This is a genomic window from Dehalobacter sp. TBBPA1 (assembly GCF_040931655.1).
Lineage (GTDB): Bacteria > Bacillota > Desulfitobacteriia > Desulfitobacteriales > Syntrophobotulaceae > Dehalobacter > Dehalobacter restrictus.
In genome coordinates this window covers 2,659,781-2,681,271 of the sequence record NZ_CP162385.1, presented here as the reverse complement: position 1 = coordinate 2,681,271, position 21,491 = coordinate 2,659,781, and the positions used below count along the sequence as shown (strand labels likewise).

Sequence of the window (21,491 nt, the reverse complement as noted above, 5' to 3'; positions counted from 1 at the left end):
GTATTCTGGAGGCGTTGATCGTGATTATAACTTCAATGCAATTTAGAAGAGCTGCAAGCAATATTTTGCCTGCAGCTCTTTGTCAGTTCTCATTTTACTGAGGAATCGTTTATTGAGCGAATATAACTACTAAATATGTTCTTTCAACAGGGGATATAATTCCGGTGCACTGACATCGTTGACCCAGGTCATGGACCAGCCGGCAATACCAGCGAGGTCGAATTCGTTCACTAAGTCCAGTTTCACGCCCCAGCTTAGCCTGTCATCAAAATAACAAGAATGTTTCCTATTGTTTTCATCGATATACGTAAAGGTCGGGACGCCTATCGGATCAATCAGTGTGTATGCTCTGGTTATCGTTGCTCCAGCTTCTGCAGCAGTTTTATTCGCTATAGTCCAGCCAAAAGTTTGAGATATTACCCATCCGTTACCGGTATTATTAACCCGCCAGTCCCGTCCGTAATAGGGAATACCCATTAGAATTTTTTCTGAAGGAACCTTTGTAACGGCGTAAGACATAACCTTGCGAACCCAATCGACTGGTGCGATCGGTCCCGGATTCGATGTAGAATAATCATAGCTCATGATTTGTAGATAATCTGCATACTGCGCCATATCGTGATAATTGAATTCAGCGTACCATGTTTGCGCATCAGATGTTTTGGACATTACTGAAGCAATTACCATCTTGCCCTGCGGATGCAAAGTGGAATAAAGCTGGGCCAGTAGGTCAGTAACTTCTTCTTCCAGATCATCATCTAGTATTTCAAAATCAACGTCGATGCCGTCTGCATTTGTTTCCTGAATCATCTTCACAGCGCTTGTCACAAATTTATTCCGTTTGGCAGGATCGCTCAGCATATTGTTCCCTAACTCCCCGTCAACCATAACCAGCGGGAGGACTTGGACGTTCTTGCTGTGCCCCAGGGATACGAGATACGTGGGAGTTTCGGCAGTGCTAAAGCGATAAGCAAAGCTGCCGTCGTCCTGTAAACCCCCGGCGAAATTCGGAACAAGGATATCGATATAGTCAGCAAAGCTATCGGGTACGTAGGTAAGCAACCGTTCATATTCAGACTTCACCCCATAGCCCGTCCAGAACTGAAGGGATATTTTAGAACGGGTGCTGCCGATCTGGACAATATTTTGTACTGCTGTGCTGATCACATCAAAACCGCCCAGAAAAAAGAAACTATTCACATTAGCTCTGTTAGTCCCAAGATAAACGGTCGTCGGAGTATTCAGCAGGGCATTTTCATCTTTTGGAACCAGCAGGATCGGATTATTGTTCCTGGCAGCAAGTACAGAGCCTGCCAGTGCATCCGGGAAGGAACCGCCTGTCGCCACGATCATCTTATCCATATTAAACGTAAGGTTCTTCAAGATGGCTACATTGGTCTTGTAGCGGTCCTGGTCACTCAGTCTGCTGACCGTATACCCGGCTGTCTGGAGCTGTTTTGCCACCGAAGCACTAATGGCGCTCTCACCGCCGATCAGGGTAATTTCAGTAACGCCGAGTTTCTGGAGCGCATTCAGGGTGGCTGTTGGGACTTTCTGCGTATCGGTCAGCAGCAGCGGGATTCCATTGGCTGCTGCGTAGGAAGAAATGCTCAGCGCATCGGCAAAGACTTTGCCTGAAGCTAGAAAAGCCCGGGTACTGTTTTCCACGGATGTCGTTGAAATATTAGCCGCCGTTTCATAGCGGTCGTTTCCTTGGATCCGATAGGTCGTCAAGCCGTTAGCCTTCAGTGCATTTTCTACGCCCGACGATATCGCGCCTGTTCCGCCAAGGATAAAGACCGAGGAAGCATTCAGCCGTTGGATTTCCTGAAGGACTTCCGGGCGCAGCCGGTTGGATTCGGTCAGCAGCAGGGGCCCACCGCCTACCACAGCGCTATTGGCCAGAACGGCACCGGCCAGTGCATCCGGAAAAGCATCTCCGCGGGTCAGGACGACGCTGCCGGCATTGGTCCAGTTATTTGAAGATATTTCGACTGCGGTCTCATATCTTGTTTCTCCGGCAAAACGGGTAAAGGAAGTGGTACTGCTGTCTGCAGCATAGGCGGACTTAGGCGTTTCTCCCGTCCCCATAAACAGGCTGCACGTAAAGAAAGAAGCCAGGGTCAGAGTTGCTATTCCTTTTCTAACCAGGCTTGTCGCTTGCTTTTTTCGATGACTATTCATTTTTAACTTGAACATAAAGATTCTCCTCCATTATTCTGTCTGGCAAAAAACTGGATATCTCTTTATTTCGCCATCAGACTCGAAAGTCCTGTTCAAAATGCAGGAAAATATAAGATCTTGCCGAATTTGTGAAAAACATACAAAAACACAAAAAATGTGAGGAAACAAAAATGCTGCCTATAAGCACCAGGAATGCGCAAAAACAAAAAACGATCGGATTGAAAATAAATTTCCTTCTAAACGTAAAAAGTTTTTCAGCACTTTTACTTTGTTTTATTCTGGTATTTCAGGGCATACCAGACGGCCTGGGGGAGGCCATAGCTGCTATAGAGATATCTGATTCTTCAACACTGCCGGCCCAATCTGAGCAAACGCCAAGCGGAAACAGCGAGCTGCTGTTTATATCGGAAGAATATGATCCGGCAGCCGTACGTTTGGTCGTTGAGACAACTCAGAACACCGATCTCCATACACTGGCTGAAGCTGTCGGAGGCGAGCTGGTAAGGACGGGGCCGCTTGATTATTGCACGCTGCAGTTCGAAGGAACCAAAGATACAAATGAAGCAGCGGATATCCTGCAAAAAACACTTCAGGTTCCGGGAGTTCTAAGTGCTTCCTGGAGTAAAAAATATCAGACGGAAGGCGCTGTAGATACGGAAGTTATCACTACAGCCGTCAGTGACCCCGAATACAGTTACCAGTGGGGGCTGCAAAGGGTAAGGGCCGACCAGGTCTGGCAAGAAGGTGTAACCGGCCAAGGGGTCGTGATTGCCGTGATTGACACCGGTGTAGACCTCGATCATCCGGATCTGGCGGATGCAAACGGCAGCAATCTTGTGAAAGGGTATAACGCGATTACGCGAAGTACCGCGACCTCAGCTGTACAGGACGACAATGGGCACGGCACTTCTGTGGCCGGACTGATCGCCGCCCGTAATAATAATAAAGGCATTATCGGAGTCGCCTATAATGCGAAAATCATGCCAATTAAGGCCATGGACAGAAACGGCGAAGGAGAGGATGCCGTCATCGCGGACGGTATTATCTGGGCCGTCGATAACGGTGCTAAGATCATCAATATGAGCCTCGGTTCCGATGAAGAAACCAAAATTCTTGACGATGCGCTGCAGTATGCAGCTGATAAAGGGTGCCTGCTGATCGGAGCTTCAGGTAATGTTTCCGGAAGCACTTCCCAGGTCTACAGCCACCAGACTACTGCGGGAACCAGCGAGGTGTCTTATCCTGCGGCGAATCCGAACGTTTTGGCTGTCTCGGCTTTGGATTCCTCTAATGTGATTACGGATTTTTCCCTGACAGGATCGGAGGTGCTGCTCTCCGCTCCGGGCAAAAGAATCCTTACCGATTACTGGTCAAATACAGAGACGGGCTACGCCTATATGACGGGGACCTCGATCGCGGCACCGTTTGTTACGGGTGCCGCAGCCCTGCTCTGGAGCAAATATCCAGGATTGATGGCCGATCAAATTAAGCAGGCCCTGATAGGATCCGCCTATGATCTCGGGCAGGAGGGCCGGGATAATGACTATGGTTATGGCAGACTGGATATCTATCGTGCCCTGAAGACATTTGGAACTCTGCAGAGATATGCCGCCCCGGCCGTTCTGGGCTGGGAAGGCGGCATCGTAGCTGCTGGAAACACCGGTGAGGAGCCCGCGGTCGAGCTGACCATCCCGACCGGAGCCTTTGCGTTGCAGGTCGATAGTACAGGAACGGAAAAAAAGATCAACATTTCCATATCTGAAGCAAAATCTCCAGCCAGTTTTCCTGAAGGGATCATTTCCGGCAGCGGGGTGTATGCAATCAGTTGGGGAGAAGTACTGCCTGAAAAAGTCCTTAACCTGACGGTCAAAGCAGAGCTGCCTGCCTCATATGCATACGGATCAGAAACCAACTATCTTGCCTATTTATATCGATGGAGCGGCTCGAGATGGATCAGGGCTGGCGGCGGGTTCTCAACAAACGCCGCAGAGGTAGAAGTCTCCATCTATGAGCCCGGTACTTACCGGGTTGGCTGGAGTCCGAATTCTAATACGGACAGGATCGCCGGATCGGACAGGATCACGACCGCGCTGGCCATTGCACGGGAAGCGTTCCCTACCGGCGCGGATACCGTCGTGATTGCCCGCGCTGATGACTTTCCTGATGCGCTGGCCGGAGCACCGCTCGCTTACAAATACCACGCGCCGATCCTGCTGACGTACCCTAACGAGCTGCCGCAGGAAGTCTATCAGGCAGTGCAGGACTTGAACCCAAATGAAATTATTATTCTCGGCGGTACGGGGGCTGTTTCAGCTGCCGTCGAAGCAAAGCTCGCCAATATTGCCGCTGTAAAGCGGCTGGCCGGAAACAACCGATATGACACTGCTGCGGCTGTTGCCGACACGCTTGGCACAAAAGGGCAGGCAGTCGTGGTCAGCGGGGTCAACTTTCCGGATGCAATTGCAGCGGCCTCTTTCGCAGCAGTAGAAGGCAAACCAATTTTGTTGACGTCTTCCGGGATCTTAAACAGCGAGACGCTGATTGCTCTGAAGAAAAGTGCCATTACCGCTACGGAAGTGATCGGCGGGAGCGGAGCAGTCTCCGGAAATGTACTGTCAGAGCTGCCATCCCCGGTCAGAATCGGCGGTGCGGATCGTTATGCAACGTCTGCAGGGGTTCTCCAAGAACATAAAACGGCAGGACAGGTACTATATATAGCTACAGGAATGAATTTTCCCGACGCACTGACCGGAGGAATATTGGCAGCGACAAGCTCATCCAATATTTTGCTCGTTTCCCAAAGCGGTCTGTCTGCCAGTCAAAAAGTTTTGCTGTCATCGTACAAAGGCAAAACGGTGATAGCGATCGGCGGGGCAAAAGCATTGCCGAGTAGTGTCTTGACGGAGATACGGCAGCTCGGATTACTGTAAAATAAGAAGCAATTTGTCTCCTGCGTCAGGTAAATGCCCCAAAAGCCGTCTTATAGAGGGACTGTGAACAGAATGTCACTAAAAAAACAGTGGAAATTTTTGCGCGAATATTGTAGAATAACATAGCGCGATTAATTTGGGTGATTATGTCAATTTCTTAAGGAATACCAATGTTTCCTGTGAAAAAAGTTGTGTGCTTTAGCAGGAATATTGAGTTCTTTAAAGAATAATATATGGAGGTATGAGAAGCTCATTACATAAGCTTCTCTTTACCCATAGAACGTCTAAAGGGATAACCGCCCCTGAGGAACGAGGCTCAGAGGGGGGACGCCCCCGGGTTGGGTGGTGCCTTTAGATATTGCGCAATGTCTAAGGATAATCTTTGCGACACTGTTAAGGGGGGTGAAGAAGGAGATTCCGCATCGAGTAAGGGAGACTGATTCAAAGACAGAAATTAAATTGAATCAGGTTTGCCCGAAGACAAAAAAACCCTTTTTAAAGAAAGAGAGGAGATTTGACTAAATGAGTAGAACGAAGAAGATAGCCGTATTAGCTATCATTGCTATGGTTCTGACCTTGATGCCTGCTGCTATGTTTGCTGCAACAGCTGACAGCACCAGACTTGCAGGTACAGACCGAATTGGAACATCTCTAGAAATTGCTGGCGCAGGCTGGACTACTGCTAGTACAGTAATCCTTGTTCCTGCCGATCAAGCCAACCTCGTTGACGCTCTGGCTGCCGCACCTTTAGCCGGCCAGGAAAACGCCCCGATCCTTTTAACAAGTAAAACAGCCCTCGATGCTAGCGTAAAAGCTAAAATCGCTGCCCTGGGTGCTACCAAAGTTTATGTTATCGGTGCTATTTCCGATGCAGTTGTTGCCGAAGTCAATGCGATTTCCGGCGTTACTGCTACGAAGCTTGCTGGTGCTGATCGCTGGGCTACTGCTAATGCAATCAACGCTAAACTGACCAGCCCTGCTGGTACTTTCGTTGTTGGTTACAATTCACTGGCAGATGCTCTTTCTGTGGCTTCCTACGCTGCAGCTAAGAACTTCGCTATCGTACTGACCAAAGCTGACGGTACTGTAGATTCCTCCAAGATTGTTGGATCCAAAACCTATCTTGTAGGCGGAACCAGTGTTGTTAAGGACTATGCAGGTGCTACCCGCCTTGCTGGTACTGACCGTTTCGACACCAATAAAGCTGTTGTAACAACTTTAGACTTTGAATATGGTAGAGTATATGTAGCTAATGGTTTGTCTCTGGTTGACGCTCTCGCAGCTTCTTCCCTGGCAGCTAATTACAATGCTCCTATCCTTCTTGCTAACGGTTCCAGTATTCCTGCTGGTTCCTCAGTAAGTGACAAAGTGGGCTTCGTAATTGCTCTTGGTGGAGCAAGTGCTGTATCTGACTCTGTGATAAATAGTCTTGTTCCTACTGGACCGATCGAAGTTAAATCAGTACAAGGTGTTGCAGGTAAATCCTATACTGCTGATGATGAAGACCAAACTCTGGCTTTCACCATTAACGGTGGCCGTGTAGTTACAATTGATCAATTGGATGAAAATGGTTATACTATTGAATTCCAAGCAACCGAGAACGTCCTTGATGATGGTTACACTAGCACAACCGGTGCGCTTGATACTACGAATATGGATGACTTCCTGAATGGCGCAGCCAGCGATACTTTCAAGTATGAAGTAATCATCTCCCAAGAAGGTCAAATTGTTGCTCAATCTGACAAAGTTTCTGCTACAGTCATTGAAGGCAATGCGACTGCTGCATCTTCCATTACAACGCTTAAGTTTGAAATAACTGGAGAAATTGCAAATCTAACCAGTAATACACTGGTTCAAGATGAAACTGCAACGATCTCGGAAGTTAGAGCAAATACTGTAAAAGGCAGCAAAAATGTTGATATTACAGATGCTGTTACCGTAACTTCCTCCGATCCTTTTGTAATCGATGTACAGAATGATTTAGATTTGTATGCTGCTGGCGCTGGAACGGCTGATATTACCGTTACTTCCGGTTCTGTCAGCAAGACTGTAACCTTTACAGTTAAAGCATCAACTGGAGAACGTAAACTTACCAAAGTAGTTGCCCCAGTAGGTACGATTAAAATTGCTGGCACAGCCAGAGATGCTTGCCCTGTCACTATGTTTGACCAGTATGGTGATACATTAGATACAACGGATGCTACTTTATACAAAATAGCAGCTACGGTTTCCGATCCTGATACCGATGATGTTATCGCCAATATTGCAGCAATAACAGCTCCGGTCTATCCAGATAAAGGACAATTGCTCCTTACATTTACAGGACAGGATGTCACGGGTAATGGAGCGCTCAAAATCCAGAAACCGACTGGAACAACACTTGCTACCATTGATGTTTACGCTTCAACGAATGATACCGTAAATTCCTATAAGATTCTACCTGTTGGTGGGGATAATGCCGATTTCTCAATCGACTTGAACCCAGAAGCAGCTGTAGTAAATGTTGACGAAGAAGTCGTTCTCAGAGTTGGAACCTATAACTCTGCCGGCTATTATTGCGGTGATGTTCTTACAGATGCTTTAGAGCTAGCTGCCGCAGATGTTGACGCCAATAATGACCTTGTGCTCGCCGTTGTTAATCCGACCGGCAAAGCGATCCTTGATACAACAATTACTGTAAATGCGAATAACACCTTCACCATTCAAGAAGGAACAGCCTATCTGACTGGTAGCGCAACGATTACAGCTAACAAGTATAGCTACGTTGCTGGACCTCCTATAGTCACAACGGATAAAGGTAAGGTTGCTTCCAAGACAGTTACAGTTAAGAATACTTCACCTGTAATTACCAGTGTTACATTTGAATCAAGCTTAGATGAAATCAGTGTAGCTTCAACAGATATCAGCGAAATTCTCCAAGCTAAGAATATCATTGTTGACGGATCTGCCGGCGACGGAGTTGTTAGAATTGGAGACGAGGGTGAAATCTACTTTGACACCGACTCTGATGAAACCTATGATCTTGGAATTGATGTTATCATTGGTCAGTTGGTTGCTGCTAAGGCTAGCGGTACAGTAACGCTTGGTGCTCCTGCGTTTGCTGCTGGTACCTTGGATGTAACTGCCGCTGATGGTAAGATTACCATTGGTGTTAAGAAGATGGGCGCAAGCTCTCCGTTCAAGACCATTACGGTTGACGCTAACGTCTAATTGAATGGCTCTTTGTAAGATATCAGGTAAGTCCTGAGTCTAGGCAAATAAGCTAACCGAGATGCTGTTAATAGTTTAATACTATTAACAGCATCTTTTTTAGGTTATCTGTCAAATGTGGCTCAATTTAATATGGATGACCCTACAAGAACAAATCGAACAAATAGACGATATTATGCAGGCAGTGGTAGACAAAACTCTTACAGTGGTATAAAATTAAAAATTAAGATTAAATTATTTGAGGAGTTAAACGTATGAAAAAACTCGCTATCCATGTTTTAATCCTTTTGTGCATATCACTTCTAATGATGCCGCAATATCTTTTCGCTGATGATTGGGAAGCAGATCCTAATACTATTTATAAAATAGATTTTGAACAAATAAAAACACTGATGATAGAACGTAATCTGACGATCCTTTCAACAAATGACAGCTATTATGCCCTGGCTAGTGCGGGAGTGGATATAGGTACAGCCGGGATTAACGCAGAGATGGCTAATATGCTCTTAATATACCAGAAGGATGCTGAGTATATTGCTTATAATACAATACAGAAACAAATTGAAGTACAGGCCCAACAGCTGGTCATAGCTGAAAAGGGTTATATATTAGCAAAAAAACAGCTTGAACTAGGGATGACAACGGAAACAGAAGTAGCCAAAGCGCAGAATGAACTAAATAATACAATGATGCAGTTAAGGAACCTTCAAGATACCCAGAAGAAGACGCTAAAGAGTTTCAACATGGCGATTGATCAGGACTGTGATGCTCCTTTGGTACTAGGGACAGTCCCTGTCGTCAAGGAAGAGAACATTTCGAAGATCAAAGTGGATGAAGATTATGAAAAAGCTAAAGTCTTAAGTTATAAAATACAGGTAGCTACTGATAATTATCAGGTAACAGATGCCGAGAGGAATTTTGAGAATGGATTTTACCAAACCTATCAGAACATCTTGGAAAAACAAAAACAGTTAAAGCTCGAACAAGATAAAATGACTGTTGCAGAAAATAAATGGCTATATACTCAGTATAAAGCAAACTTGGGTATGATCTCTAATATTCAACTTGAGACAGAAAAGCTTTCATATATGAGTCAGACATTATCCCTGGTAAGTGCCCAAAATGCACTGTTTTCAGCTTATAATGACTATCAGTGGGCTAAGGAAGGACTTGTTGTGTCGTCTTCTTCATCTGCATCATAAATTTTTTTAGGCGCCATTCATCAAGCATTTTAGCGAAAAGCTACAAAACGGAGAGTAAATAACCTTTAGAAGTCGTTGATTAAATCAATGACTTTTTGTTTAGCCAAGTACTAACTGAGACTAGGTAAACGGTGTTTCAGAGTGTATTGTTTAAGTGTCCACAAAGAAATGATTAAGTAACGTAGAACCCTGGCACGAAAGTACATCGTACCGGGTTTTTCTTTTTAACGAGGCACCTTATTAATCTTCACAGAATCGTACGAAATTGTTCATCAAAAGTTCACATTCATTAACTAGAATAATGAAGGGAATAATTTCCTAGGTAAATTAGAAAACATGTTTTAGTATAATTGTCAAAAACATGAAGAAGTTTATGCAATGATAACTAAGAAAGTTATATAAAAAAGGAGAATTGAAATGAGGAATAAACGGTTAAAAAAAACAGTATCAGTTCTAACGGTATTTCTTATATTGATCGTGTTAGTACCCGTACAAGTCTTTGGCTCTGACACGAGTGAAATGGTTACCACAGACTCCGAAGGAAGTATGAATACGTATATGATTCCATTTGATAAGATCCAAGAGGAAGTTCTAGCGAAAAGCCCGGATACGGAGGACAATCAGGAGGTATACAATGAAAGTGATAATGGTATAGTAGCCAATTATACATTGGATAAAGCAAATTTAAATGTAGTTTGGGAAGTGCAAAATGATTTTTTTGCGTATAATGACTTGCAAAAACAGCTGAACGCAAGCAAAGCGAAAAAAACACTACTTGAGTATGAATATAAGCTGATGGAGGTGAAAGCTTCTTACGGCGTTGCAACGAAAGAAGAACTTCTTGTAGCTGAAAAAAACGTGACCGATCAAAATAACACTATTGAATCCATTGAAAATCAAATTGATAATATTCTAGAAGATTTCAGATATCATCTAGATCTTGATAAGAAGGTTAACATTATTATCGGAAGTGTACCCTATCAATCTGTACAGTTCTCGAAGATTGATTATAATTCGGATTTATTTCAGGGGTTGAGCAATAGTTATGACGTCAGTATTGCAGCTTGGAATGATGATAATAGTAGTGTGTATTTTGATACGGTCAGCAGTTTTAAATCTTCATTTAAAACTGCTTATAACAATTTAAAATCAGCCGTCGAAAAGGTTGATTACGATGAGCGCTACTTTACTAATGATCAAAATGCATTTAAGCTGGCTGAAATTAAATATAAATATGGAACAATTACCAAGCTGGAGTATTTAACTGAAGAAAACAATTACCTAAATGCCCAGATCAGTAATGATCGGAATAAAAATGAACTTTATAAGGCCTACGTGAAATATGAATGGGCCAAAAAAGGCTTAATTGTAAACTAGTTAACAGTTGAAAAGTGGAGGAGTAGAAATGAAAAGACCAAAGAAAAAATGGATCGTTCTGATTGTTGTACTTATTATCTTAATAGTCACGGGCATTGCAGTAAAAACCTTTGTGTTTGCTAAAAATGAGACTGCGAGCACAGTGGTACCGATGCAGACAGCGACATTAAGCAAAGGAACGCTCATAGACAGCATCTCAGCCTCAGGAACGATCTATAGTGCGAAAGTAGAAAATGTCTGTTCAAGTGTAAGTGCTCCGATTGACAAGATCTATGTTGAGGTCGGAGACAAAGTCAAGGCAGGACAGCTCCTGGCTACACTGGATATGGAGGAGGTATACAATAACTGCGAAAAGGCCAAAGCAACGCTGAATGCAGCAAAAAGAGACTTGGATGCGAAAATCACTACATATGAAACAGATAAAGCGCTATACGAGTATGATGGGGTGACAGTCGAAGAACTAAAATCTGCCGAATCAGCGCTTGAAAGTGCCAAAGAAAGCTACGAAAATGCGCAAACAAGTTATAATACTTTGAGTAAAGACCTCAATGAAGGCAATATTACGGCACCAATAGATGGTACCGTGACAGAATCGAACGCGGAGGTCGGACTGCAGCCGCCGACCGATGATATCCTGTTTGTGGTCGAGAATATCAATGATTTATATGTAACGGCTAATGTCAGTGAGTATAATATTGCGAGTATTAAGGTTGGCCAGGATGTCCAAGTGACGACCAACGTCACTGGGAATACAATTTATCAAGGAAGATTATCCTATATCTCTCCTAAAGCCGTTAGTGAGTCTGGTTCAACTGATGTTGAATTCGAGGTTAGGGTGAAAATTCTGAAGCCTGATCCACTGATTAAGATTGGCATGAATGCTTTCCTCGAAATCATCCTCACATCAAAGGAGAACGTTTATTCTGTTCCTTTTGATGCAGTTGTTACTGCAAAAGACGGTACAAATTTCATTGATACAGTGAAAAATAATACCATTGTTCAAATCCCTGTCGAAACCGGTCTCGAAAACTCCACAAATGTTGAGATCTCAGGAGATGGCTTGGAAGATGGCTTGATTGTCGTTACCAATCCTACAAGTGTGACGGTCGGGCAGACGGTTGACCTGTCAGCAAACTCAAATGGCGCTGCGGTAAAAAAAGCTCGAAGTGGATCCGCACCATCTGGAACAGCTCCAAGCGGAGCAGCAGAGGGTACGGCTTCTGGGCAATCATCAACGAACGGAACTGCCTCAAAAGGCGCAACTGCGCAATGAACTATAACAAAATGATCAGTGAATCTATAGGGATAGGGTTGATGAGTTCATGATTGAAATTAATAATGCGATCAAAAAATACTATGTTGGAATGCCAAATGAACTGACTATTTTGAAAAATATCAATTTGAATATCAAGGAAGGTGAATTTGTCTCCATCGTAGGGGCTTCCGGTTCCGGCAAAAGTACCCTGATGAATATTATCGGAGCTTTGGACCGTCCAACCTCAGGAACCTATACCCTTGACGGGATATCCATTGAGGATATGAGCCAAAATGAGTTGTCAGAAATTCGCAATAAGAAAATAGGCTTTGTTTTTCAGACGTTTAATTTGATTCCCAGATCTACGGCTTTAAGCAATGTTGAATTGCCACTGTTTTATCTGGGGATCCATAAAGAAGAAAGAAGAAAAAAAGCCGTGGAGTTACTAGAACTTGTAGGAATGGGAGACCGGATGACACATATGCCCAATGAGCTTTCGGGGGGGCAAAAGCAAAGGGTTGCCATTGCCAGAGCTTTAGCTAACGATCCGGCAATCATTTTAGCAGATGAACCGACAGGTGCCCTTGATACCCAGACGGGGAAAATGGTGATGGATATTTTTTTAAAAATCCACCGTGAGGAACATAAAACGATTATTTTGATTACCCATAACCCTGAATTGGCCGAAGAGGCAGAGCGGCAGATTACGCTGAGTGATGGTATGATTACCGGAGATTTCTATAACAGCGATATTTCCCGCCTAAAGCGTGAAGCAATGGGGGTGAAGGCATGATCTGGGAGAATATCGTTTTGGCCTTGGCCTCCTTAAGAGCCAATAAAATGCGGGCATTGTTAACAATGCTTGGCATTATCATCGGGATCACCTCTGTTATCGCGATCGTGACCATTGGAAATGCCATGACAGCCTCCGTGAGTTCCAATATGTCATCTTTTGGCACGAATAATATTACCGTCATGGTTCGGGAAAAATCGGAGAAACAGCGGACGATGCCCGGAGGCATGATGATGATGACAGGCGGAGGCGGTGGAGCTCCTCCCGGAAGCGGAGAAAAAGGAATGCGCGGAAGCGGCAATACGTCTGAACCTCAGGATTCGGATTTGATTTCGGAAGAAATGATCACAAAAATGGAACAAACCTTTCCAGGGGAAATAGCAGGAGCTTCTCTGTCAGAATCAGTCGGGAGTGCGACAGCAAAAGACGGAGACCTCGATGCCAATGTGATAATCACAGGGACTAATACGGATTATCAACTGGCAAATGACTTAGAAATTCTTGAAGGGCGATATATTTCAGACAAAGATATAGAGAACTATCGCAATGTTGCCGTTGTCTCAGATAAATTCGTCGAAAACATGTTCCAGGATGGAACGGATCCGTTGTCCAAGGTAGTCAAGGTCTACACAGACAGCAAAATCGAATTATATACCATCATCGGCGTGTATAAATATGATGAATCAACGATGGGTCAGCAGAGTACCTCGTCTGAAGAGGACGTATCAACTAGCTTATATATTCCGGTCTCTATCGCTAAATTGGATTCAGATCAAAAAAATTACCAGAGTATTACAGTCATTGCGAGCAGTGGTACGGACGTACTGACATTTTCAGATGACTTACAAACTTACCTTGACAATGTCTATCGCACCAATACTGTCTGGGGTGCCAAGGTGAATAGCATGGAATCTGCACTGGAATCAATAACGAGTACTTTGAATACAATTAAGGCGGCGATTGCGTTTATAGCAGGCATATCCTTGCTTGTCGGTGGGATTGGCGTCATGAATATCATGCTGGTATCTGTAACGGAAAGGACAAGAGAAATTGGGACGCGGAAAGCTCTTGGCGCGAAAAACTTCCATATCCGACTTCAGTTTGTGACGGAGGCAGTGATTATTTCCGGCATAGGCGGTCTCATTGGAATCATCATCGGCACGACAGTCGGAGCCATCGTTTCGGTTACGCTCAATGCTCCTGTAACAATTTCTCTGTTGGTGACGATTATCAGCTTCCTATTCTCGATGGCTATCGGCGTATTCTTTGGTTATTACCCGGCCAATAAGGCAGCAAAGCTTGATCCGATCGAGGCGTTAAGGTATGAGTAGATTTTAAAAACAACCATTTGGAAGTCGTAGGGAAAGAAACACTAAGTAAAACAGTAGAAAACTTGACGCATAATGCACGATATTACTTTAAAGTTAGAGCCAAAGATTTGAAAGGGAACTGGTCGAACTATTCAACTGTTGTATATGCGATAGCCAAGGATCAAGTCGCTCCGGCTAGTCCAGTGGGTCTAGCTGCAGCGCCCAGCGATAAAAGTGCGATAATAAGCTGGACGGCAAATGCGGAGAGTGATATAGCCGGATACCAACTGGAGTATAAAGCAGAAGGGGCGGCCTATTGGACGATAAAAACTTTCACAAGCACAGCGACGAGTACAACAATTGGCAGTTTAAGTAATGGAGGGAACTATCAGTTCCGGCTAAAGGCCAAGGATAGTGCCGGAAACTTCTCAGGGTATACAGATACTGTAACTTGCGTTCCAGATCTGTAGATGAATCCTTAATTTATGATCCTACTCTAGAAATTGGAAAATTTGTAGGGATCAATTAAAAAGCGTCTTGACAAAGGTGAACCTCGGAACGATGTTATTTCGTGCCGGGGTTTAGCGTCATTTAATCATTCTTTTTACCGTCTATTTTGAGGTAACCATGAAAGCCTCTTATGCAGGTTTGCAACGTTAGTAATATCCTATATTTATCGATTGCGCAGTAATAATGGAAAAGTATAAAATTGAATCTCTTATAATATGAAAAAATTGGATATGATTATGGTATAATATGTAAGGATATGAGTATCGTACAATAGTTCTAAAAATCAATTTCGTATAATACAGTCGATAGAGGTCAAGAACATCATTCAGGAGGAATCAACATGAAAAAAAACAGATCTTTTTTTTCAGCCGCGATTATCCTTTGTTTCTTACTGGTAGCAACAGCATTGCCAACAAGTATTCAAGCAGCAACTGCACCTACAGTACCGACCAACTTAACTGCGGCTGCTGCAAGCTCCAGCTCAATTGACTTGACCTGGGATACTGTCGATGGGGCTACCTCATACTGGGTTTATCGGTCGCAGTCTTCAACAACAAACTTTCTGAAGATTGCAACGGTCACGGATGTATCTTATACCAATACAGGCTTATGCGCGAACACAACATACTATTACAAAATAAGAGCTTATAATAGCAGCGGGACAAGCACTTATACATCAGCCGTATCCGCAAAGACCTCTGCTCCCACTGGGGAACCGTTAACCCCAACCGGTCTGGAGGCAACAACGCTTAGTTCGAGTCAGATTGAGCTTGTCTGGGATCCGTCAACAGACGCAGAATCTTATTATGTCTTTAGAGATACTTCGGCTTCAGGCTCTTTTACTACAAAAATTGCCACAGTGAAGACGACCACGTATACCAGCACTGGGTTGACTGCAGGCAAACGGTATTATTTCAAGGTTCAGGCGTATAACAGCGGTTTTGGGACCAGCAGTAAATCATCTTACGCCTATGCTACGACGGAAACAGCAGTGCCTGATGTGCCAGATAATCTGGCTGCAACTTCAGTGAGTTCCAGCCAGATTAATCTGACCTGGAGTTCGGTGTCTGCAGCAACATCATATTATGTTTACCGAGCCACCAGTTCTTCCGGGACGTACTCCAAAATAGCAACAGTTACGGATGAAAGTTACAATAATACGGGACTTACTGCCAATACGACCTATTATTATAAAATTAAATCTTACAATAGCTATGGAACAAGCGATTATTCTTCGTATGCCTATGCGACAACTAAATCTGCAAGCAGTACTGGAGACACCTCGAATGCCTATCGACTGGCCGGTACAGACCGTTATGCTACTGCTGCCAAAATTGCAGAAGATGGTTGGGACTCTTCCTATTATGCAGTAATTGCCAGCGGAGAAGGTTTCTCGGATGCTTTATGCGGATCACCACTGGCGGCCAAATACGATGCGCCGATCTTACTGACATCGAGGTATGAACTGAATGCGCAGGCAAAAAATGAATTGGCCAGCCTTGGGGTAAAGCAAGTATTTATTATCGGAGGAACTGGAATAATATCTCCCTCGGTCGAACAGGCAATTAAAAACCTTGGTATCAGCGTTACCAGAATTGCCGGTACGGACCGCTATAATACATCCTTGCTGGTAGCGGAAAAGATAGGAACTTTCGACCAGGCAGTGGTTGCTACCGGGAGCAATTTCCCTGATGCATTGTCTATTGCTTCGATAGCCGGGATTAAAGGGTATCCGATTCTGCTAACGGACAAGTATTCGATCCAGTCTAATATTCTTTCCTACTTAAAAAGTAAAGTCACGACTACGATTGTGGTCGGAGGTACCGGTGCAATTAGCGACAGCATTTATAACAAGCTGCCTTCCCCTGTAAGACTGAACGGTGATAGCCGGTACACAACGAACCTCAGTATTATCAAATATTTTGCGAGTAGCTTGGATTTTAAAAACTGTTACGCTGCAACCGGCGAAAACTACCCGGATGCATTAACCGGCTCGGCACTCGCAGCTAAAAATAATGCGCCAGTCTTTCTGGTCAGCAGTTCGGTGAGCCTTTCTCTTTTAAACTATATTAAGGATCAAAATATATCGTCATTTACCGCATTTGGAAGTTCCAATGTCCTGTCATCATCTGTCTTAAACAGTATGGTCGCATCGGTGTCGGGAACAAGCAGCAAGATACCTGCCATACCGGATGATCTGACTGCTATTGCCTCAAGCCCGATCGAGATTGATCTGGACTGGGATGCGGTAACCGATGCGACAGGCTACTATGTTTATAGAGCGACATCATCTACCGGGACCTATACAAAAATTGATACCGTCCAAACGAGCTCTTACACGGATGATGGTCTCACAGCTGGAAAAACTTATTATTATAAAGTGAAAGCCTATAACAGCTATGGAGAGAGCGACTATTCCACAAGGGCGTATGACACAACAGATGCAGACTATGCGTTGGATACCCCTTCAAACCTTGAGGCAACTGCCTTGAATTCAAAAGAAATTCACCTGAGTTGGGATGACGTTGATGGTGCCAGTTATTACTATATCTACAGGTCGACCTCATCCTCAGATACTTACACCAAAATCAAAACTGTTTCGACCAATTCGTATACCGATACAGGGCTCACAGCGGAGAAAACCTATTATTACAAGATACAGGCATACGGAAGCGATGGTTTGAGCGCCTTTTCATCTGTGAAGTATGACAAGACAGACGCAGTAAGCGTACCTGCTACGTTGACAGCTACAGCATTGAGTTCCAGCCAGATCAAATTGACCTGGGAGACCGTCAGTGATGCCGAGTCCTATTATATTTACAGGGCAACCTCCGAGACCGGAACGTATACCAAGATTGCAACCGTAACCGCTCTTGAATATACAAATACTGGGCTCACTTCAGGAAAAACATACTATTACAAAATCAAGGCCTATAATGGCAGCAGTCTAAGTGATTATTCCTCAGTGGCTGAGGCAACGACCGAATAGATATGACCAAAGTCCTATTCTTTGTGCTCCATTGGTATCAAAATGCCTGTCAACAGTTGTATTAAGTTTTTTGGTGAATTATAATAACCATATTAACACGATAAGGGCAAATCCGTCGAAAGGCGGAGACGCAAAGCCACGGGTCTAAAGCCGAAAGGTTATGGCAGCCGGGTTGCCGAATGGGTAACTGAATTAACACTTAATTAGGGTACCTGTTCCAGAACTTGGAGCAGGTATTTTTTTCTCCCCAGACGGCAAGAACAACAAATTAAGGTTTTGAAAGGAGTAAAAAATGTTCAAAAAAAGGATTTTGGTATCGGTTCTGTGTTTACTTTTTACTTTTGCTGTTGCTCCAACTTATGTTTTTGCTGAAACAGTGACGGGTGACACTACAACAACTGAATCCGAGACCATAACAACTGGCGAGGATGCTACGAATACAACAGACGATACTGCTAACGAAACTACGAACGATGCTACAAATGATACCACAGCTGATACAGTCGATGAAGAAATTGCCGATGAAGCCGGTGTAACGCCGGACAGCTGGCTGTACTCACTCGAACAAATGATTGAAAGTGTTCAGGTGGCCGTGACCTTCTCTGCGGAAGGAAAAGCAGAACTGCTGGTCGAGTTTGCGAATGAAAGACTGGCTGAAGCGGAAATCATGTCCGAGCAAAACCAGTTGGATTTGATGGAACAGGTTCTGAAAGTCTATTCAGATACGATAAAGAAAGCCAATTTCCAGGTTCAACAGATCATTGAGGATACCGAAGCAGTTGACGGAACGGATACTACGGGTACAGATGCCACTACTGCCGAGGAAGAAACCACCGCAGCTACCACTGAAGAAACAACTACGGATGAAACAGCCACGGATGAAACGGCGGCAGTTGACACAGAAGAAAATACCGTCATCAGCAATCTACTCGCCAGCATTGAACTTGTCCAAAGTGATGCCGACAAGATCGTCCTTAAAATCACCGGAGGTCTGACAGAAGAACAGGCTGGAATCATGCAGAATATCATCCAAGCCGAAGTTCAGAACACCATTGCCATGAAAGCCTATGTAGCTGCGAAAGTAGCCTATGCTGAAGCTGTGCAAGAATTTGCAGCAGCCAAGGCGGAATTGGGACAAGCTCGTGCTTCAGGTGATGAGGCTGCCGTCGCAGCCGCTCTGGGAAAAGTAGCACAGGCTCAAGCATATAAAAGTGACATGCAGGACCTCAGAAAAGATGTTCAGAAAATCAAAGTTGAGACGATGAAAGAAACCAAAGAAGTCCTGAAAGAGCAAGCTCAGAACATAAAGGACTACAAGAAAGCCAATAAAGATCAGGCCGTAAGCGGCGAGGAAGAGAACCTGGAAGCGATCGAGGGGGATCAGGATGTGACTACGGCAGACGATCAATCTTCTACAGACGGAACAACTGTGGAAGAGATAGGCGATAACGCTGACGGAACGGTTGACGTACAGAACCTTCAGAATACTGCCCCGAATTCAGATTTAAATAATGGAGCTAAGGGCAAAGGAAAAGATAAGAGATAGGATTGAATAAGACAATTTATCTAATTCCTCTAACTAGGGCTTAGCTAAAAAAAAGCTAGTAATAACAAGGGTTTGACAGTACTTTTAGCGAATCTAAGTGTAAGGGAATAGAGACAAAACCCCTTAAACCTTGCACTTAGAGGAGAAAATATGTACCGCAAGGGTCACGTAACGTTCTTAGACGAGGGGGCATCAGTGATGTTGCCTCTTTAGTCGACAAGGTAAGAGAAAATACCGTCTAAACAGCGTCAGCTCAGAGTTCTTTCTGTCCAATTTTTGTAAATGCTCTGAAACGCCGATCGCCACAACTTTGGCGAGAAACTCAAAAGATGCAAGCCCTAAATACCTCCTTAAAAGAAACAGACAGCTATCAGGCAGATAAAAGTGCCAGGGCTGTCTGTTTTTGTGGTTTACAAGGAGAAGAACGCGTCTTTTGAAATAAGCTATCCATCCACAGCAGAAGGTCAGGAAACGACATGTACTATTTTTTAAATTTTTTATAGTTCAAACTTAATTAAGGTTTATATAATAATATTAACAGTGATCAGGCAAAAGATGAGCGGGGGCGGGGACGCCGGCAAATCTTGATTCCAATCATCTCCTTTCTCTTTTATTTGACAGCTTACGACTGTCTGGTACATACTATGCTTGGCTTGTCCAAAGGTTCCCAAAAAAAATCAGGAATGAACTCTAAGCGGCTTCTTAGGGGGCGGCCACTCTTTAATCGTCTCTGCCATGTATTCAATCAGACGATTGGCCTCTTTTCTTTTTTCTTCTTTCAGGTTCGGATCGATATGCGCCAGATTGGTGAGCGCTGTCGTCAGATCGAAGAAGGTATCGGCGATCGTTTTGCAGCAAGCGTCGCATTTTTCTACATACTTGATGTGAGCGTCCGGGTCATGTCCGGTTTTAAGGTTGTGGGTAAAAGGGGCTGTTGTTGCAGAAGGGTCGTTACCGGCAGAGGAGGCATTGTTGGCAGATTGCGCTTCTGCATTGACATTCTCCGGATTCGTTGGCCTTGATGCAGCCTTAGTGTGCTCATTCTTTAATTCGGAGAGGGTGCTGTCGATCGCCTTCAGTCCTTTTTTAAGTGCTTGATTCTCCTGAAGCGCCTGTTCCTTCGCCTGATTGGCCTGATCTCTGTCCTTAAGAGCCTGCTGCAGCTCCTGTTTCGTCATACTGCCGACGTTATTGTGCGCGATAAATTCCTCCCGCTCCTCTGCCGGGAAACCCAGTAAGAGGAGGGCCTGGGTATAAGTCAAATGGGACACTGGTGTCCCATTTGAGCTGTCGGATCCTTCAGGGAAGTTAGGCCCGTACTCTTCGTAGAGCTTTATCAGCCTGGAGGCAGTTCGGCGAGAATAGTTCACGGACTCTTCCAGCCACTTAATCCATTCCCCGTGTTTGAGCATGGCCTTGGCTTCCTGCAAATGACGGCCGATTTCAATGGCGCTGGTAAGCAATATTTTTTTAGTTTGGCAGGTTATCATCTTTATTTCAGCCGCTATGACAAGCGGTGTGCGTTCGGTGATCGGATTATCCATGCCGCCCGCCCTTTCATTATGAGTCTAATTACAGCATATGCAGATGGGCTTCGGATGGTGAGGGCTTGGTTTTGTGACGTAACAGACAGAAGTAATAGCAATGGCAAAAGATAGCTAAAGATAGCAGGAATAGCTATAGACAATAAACGCAGCGCAATAATAAATAAATCCCACGGGTTTTGAATCCGTGAGATTTTTAATATCAAAATGATTTGTTATTGAGACTTTGTTTTATACGGGCCTTCTCTGCAGGGATCTGATGGAAATTTCATGTTCGCCAAGTACCTGGATAATCGATTTTTGGTCATCTGAGATCTTGTCTAATTTATGATTGGTCTCTGTCCGAAATTCCATCAGTCCGGCTGTTTGCTCAACAACAACATCCAGTTTATGTTCAACCTTACAGAGTCGTTGATCCATGGAATCCAGTCGTTGGTCGATACCGTCGAATCGTTGGTCGATACCGTCGAATCGTTGATTAATACCATCGAATCGTTGATTAATACCATCGAATCGTTGAGAAATATCTTTCTTCATTTCTCTGATTTCACGAAGCACGATAGTCTGAAACTCATCATTGGACATAGCGGCTTCCCTCCAAAACAAAATGGATCCTTTGATAGATATTATGCAATATAAAA

At 44.3% G+C, this 21,491-nt stretch carries 13 protein-coding genes and 1 riboswitch; of the genes, 10 read left to right on the top strand and 3 right to left on the bottom strand.

The genetic code is table 11. The features are described 5' to 3' along the window. Window positions 1-129 precede the first annotated feature (129 nt). Window positions 130-2,199 carry a cell wall-binding repeat-containing protein gene (locus tag AB3489_RS13160; RefSeq protein WP_368293249.1) on the bottom strand — a complete coding sequence of 690 codons (2,070 nt, stop codon included), beginning with the start codon at window positions 2,197-2,199 and terminating at the stop codon, window positions 130-132. A 155-nt stretch (window positions 2,200-2,354) separates the two neighbouring features. Between AB3489_RS13160 and AB3489_RS13155 the strand changes: the two genes are divergently transcribed. The 10 genes from AB3489_RS13155 to AB3489_RS13110 all read left to right on the top strand — a co-directional run bounded on the left by AB3489_RS13155 (window position 2,355) and on the right by AB3489_RS13110 (window position 19,306). Further along, window positions 2,355-5,114, top strand: a complete 2,760-nt coding sequence (locus AB3489_RS13155; RefSeq protein WP_368293248.1) for a S8 family serine peptidase — start codon at window positions 2,355-2,357, stop codon at window positions 5,112-5,114. A 522-nt stretch (window positions 5,115-5,636) separates the two neighbouring features. Next, window positions 5,637-8,324, top strand: coding sequence for a cell wall-binding repeat-containing protein (locus AB3489_RS13150; protein ID WP_368293247.1), 2,688 nt, complete (start codon window positions 5,637-5,639; stop codon window positions 8,322-8,324). A gap of 254 nt (window positions 8,325-8,578) precedes the next feature. Continuing rightward, the gene (locus AB3489_RS13145) at window positions 8,579-9,526 is read left to right on the top strand and encodes a TolC family protein (RefSeq protein WP_368293246.1); all 948 of its coding nucleotides are present in this window, start codon (window positions 8,579-8,581) and stop codon (window positions 9,524-9,526) included. A 417-nt stretch (window positions 9,527-9,943) separates the two neighbouring features. After that, window positions 9,944-10,903 (top strand): TolC family protein, encoded by a 960-nt coding sequence (locus AB3489_RS13140; protein WP_368293245.1) that lies wholly within the window; start codon window positions 9,944-9,946, stop codon window positions 10,901-10,903. Window positions 10,904-10,931: 28 nt separating this feature from the next. Next, window positions 10,932-12,176: an efflux RND transporter periplasmic adaptor subunit gene (locus tag AB3489_RS13135; RefSeq protein ID WP_368293244.1), complete on the top strand. Its 1,245-nt coding sequence runs from the start codon at window positions 10,932-10,934 to the stop codon at window positions 12,174-12,176. 49 nt (window positions 12,177-12,225) lie between these two features. Then, complete coding sequence (locus tag AB3489_RS13130; RefSeq protein ID WP_368293243.1) at window positions 12,226-12,951, top strand: ABC transporter ATP-binding protein; 726 nt, start codon at window positions 12,226-12,228, stop codon at window positions 12,949-12,951. Then, window positions 12,948-14,282: an ABC transporter permease gene (locus AB3489_RS13125; RefSeq protein WP_368293242.1), complete on the top strand. Its 1,335-nt coding sequence runs from the start codon at window positions 12,948-12,950 to the stop codon at window positions 14,280-14,282. The genes AB3489_RS13130 and AB3489_RS13125 overlap by 4 nt, the downstream gene beginning before the upstream one ends. A 62-nt stretch (window positions 14,283-14,344) precedes the next feature. Next, entirely contained in the window at window positions 14,345-14,731 is a 387-nt protein-coding gene (locus AB3489_RS13120; protein ID WP_368293241.1) for a fibronectin type III domain-containing protein, read from the top strand. Between the two features lie 380 nt (window positions 14,732-15,111). Next, window positions 15,112-17,760 (top strand): cell wall-binding repeat-containing protein, encoded by a 2,649-nt coding sequence (locus tag AB3489_RS13115; RefSeq protein ID WP_368293240.1) that lies wholly within the window; start codon window positions 15,112-15,114, stop codon window positions 17,758-17,760. A 95-nt stretch (window positions 17,761-17,855) separates the two neighbouring features. Beyond that, window positions 17,856-17,940, top strand: a riboswitch (cyclic di-GMP riboswitch). A gap of 112 nt (window positions 17,941-18,052) precedes the next feature. Then, window positions 18,053-19,306, top strand: coding sequence for a DUF5667 domain-containing protein (locus AB3489_RS13110; RefSeq protein ID WP_368293239.1), 1,254 nt, complete (start codon window positions 18,053-18,055; stop codon window positions 19,304-19,306). A gap of 677 nt (window positions 19,307-19,983) precedes the next feature. Here the strand turns inward: AB3489_RS13110 and AB3489_RS13105 are convergent. Both AB3489_RS13105 and AB3489_RS13100 read right to left on the bottom strand, forming a co-directional pair. Further along, window positions 19,984-20,850, bottom strand: a complete 867-nt coding sequence (locus tag AB3489_RS13105; RefSeq protein ID WP_368293238.1) for a DUF3102 domain-containing protein — start codon at window positions 20,848-20,850, stop codon at window positions 19,984-19,986. A 231-nt stretch (window positions 20,851-21,081) separates the two neighbouring features. After that, window positions 21,082-21,435 (bottom strand): hypothetical protein, encoded by a 354-nt coding sequence (locus tag AB3489_RS13100; RefSeq protein WP_368293237.1) that lies wholly within the window; start codon window positions 21,433-21,435, stop codon window positions 21,082-21,084. Window positions 21,436-21,491: the final 56 nt, after the last annotated feature.